Annotated in this window: 8 tRNA genes; 1 reads left to right on the forward strand and 7 read right to left on the reverse strand. The window is 32.9% G+C overall.

The annotated features are described in order from the left end of the window. The first annotated feature begins 400 nt into the window (after positions 1 to 400). Positions 401 to 477, forward strand: a tRNA-Arg gene (locus tag E5347_RS16645). Positions 478 to 1,259: 782 nt separating this feature from the next. Here the strand turns inward: E5347_RS16645 and E5347_RS16650 are convergent. From E5347_RS16650 to E5347_RS16680, 7 genes are all read right to left on the reverse strand, one after another. After that, positions 1,260 to 1,333 (reverse strand) — tRNA-Gly (locus tag E5347_RS16650). A 6-nt stretch (positions 1,334 to 1,339) separates the two neighbouring features. Further along, positions 1,340 to 1,414 (reverse strand) — tRNA-Gly (locus E5347_RS16655). A 31-nt stretch (positions 1,415 to 1,445) separates the two neighbouring features. Beyond that, positions 1,446 to 1,529: transfer RNA gene (locus tag E5347_RS16660), tRNA-Leu, on the reverse strand. Positions 1,530 to 1,537: 8 nt separating this feature from the next. Next, positions 1,538 to 1,613: transfer RNA gene (locus E5347_RS16665), tRNA-Lys, on the reverse strand. Between the two features lie 4 nt (positions 1,614 to 1,617). After that, positions 1,618 to 1,692: transfer RNA gene (locus E5347_RS16670), tRNA-Gln, on the reverse strand. A gap of 5 nt (positions 1,693 to 1,697) precedes the next feature. After that, a tRNA-His gene (locus tag E5347_RS16675) sits at positions 1,698 to 1,773 on the reverse strand. Positions 1,774 to 1,779: 6 nt separating this feature from the next. Then, a tRNA-Arg gene (locus E5347_RS16680) sits at positions 1,780 to 1,856 on the reverse strand.

Here is a 1,856-nt window from a genome sequence, read left to right on the forward strand (position 1 = left end):
TTGCTGGTTTATTTTACTTAACTTTATTCTGTTCAATTTTCAAAGACCATTTTCTCTGTCGCTCTCAAGCGACTTCATTATCTTACTACTTATAAGATATTTTGTCAACAACTTTTTTTATTTTTTCTAACTTGTTTTTCAAGTTATTTTTTAAGTTGTTTCCGAGAACATTGACTATTCTATCACAGCTCAAAATTAATGAATATGTTTCTACTTTATTTATATTAAATTATATGTATATTACTTAAAATTTATAGCTTTTTCTTAAATTTATATATATTGATACACATGGATAAGTTTATATTAACTTTATAAGTAATCTTCTAATAATTTCAAATTATTTATATATAAAGTAGAAAATTAATCACTTTAATATTATAATATATCTAAAATCTTTTATGCATCTATAGCTCAGTTGGATAGAGCGTTGGACTTCGAATCCAGTGGTCGGGGGTTCGAGCCCCTCTAGGTGCACCAATGTGCTGTCGCACAATGAATAATGAAAAATTAATGAAAAAACTCCCGGAGGAGTTTTGACAAGAAAATAATTATTGATGTAATTCTTACGGAATTACATCAATAATTATTCATTTTTAATTTTCAATTCTTAATAATTAGAATTTACTATTATTTAGATACTATATTCTATATTAGTTATTCTTCCTAATTTTAAATGACTTCAGATATTACTTACCACTGAGATTTTATAAAATAAAAAAATCATCATTTAAATCTATTACCTTAAAATATCTTTTACAGTCGTCAATGTCAGTTCTTATAACTAAATCCCAAATCAAAATCCATCTATATAATGGTCTATATTTCTCTTTTTAATAGTATCTATATTCTCCTTTATTAAATCCCTCCAAAGATTTCTTATTACAAAAGTACTTTTCATAGCCTTATTATTACTACATATTAAAAATCAAATTTTATATATGATATTATCTATAACTAATCACTTAACCTTCTTAATATTTCTTATACATCAAATTTTATTTATCCATAAATTATTTATCTTCTATACTTTAGTATGGAAACTATGGATATTTACAATTATATTTTCTATGTGCTAAACTACTATTATCCATATTTGATACCTCCTTGTATTATAGTGGTGGTCGGTAAACCTACTATTATTCACAACGGAGTTTTTTTATACCCCTACCTCTAGAAACTCTTTAGAATGCCAGTTTGAACCTGTGGTATTTAAAATACAACGAAAAAGACTAAGTAATTTCTACTTAGTCTTAATCTATTGGAGCGGGTGATGAGAATCGAACTCACGTAACTTGCTTGGAAGGCAAGGGCTCTACCATTGAGCTACACCCGCATATTATGGAGCGAAAGACGGGACTCGAACCCGCAACATTCACCTTGGCAAGGTGACGCTCTACCATTGAGCCACTTCCGCGTAAATTTTATTTCTATTTTTATAATATATATGGTGCAGATGAAGGGAGTCGAACCCCCACGCCAATGGCGCTAGATCCTAAGTCTAGTGCGTCTGCCAATTCCGCCACATCTGCATATATATTGGTGGCTTACCCGGGAATCGAACCCGGTACACCTTGATTAAAAGTCAAGTGCTCTACCGATTGAGCTAGTAAACCAAGTTGGCTGGGATAGCAGGATTTGAACCTACGAATACCGCAGTCAAAGTGCGGTGCCTTACCGCTTGGCGATATCCCAGCGTATGGGGTGAACGATGGGACTCGAACCCACGACAACCAGTGCCACAAACTGGCGCTCTACCAACTGAACTACGTTCACCATTAATGGTGCGTGTTAAGAGATTCGAACTCCTGGCCCACGCCTTAGAAGGGCGTTGCTCTATCCAGCTGAGCTAAACACGC

This window comes from Clostridium sartagoforme (assembly GCF_004794105.1).
Taxonomy (GTDB): Bacteria; Bacillota; Clostridia; order Clostridiales; family Clostridiaceae; genus Clostridium; species Clostridium sartagoforme_B.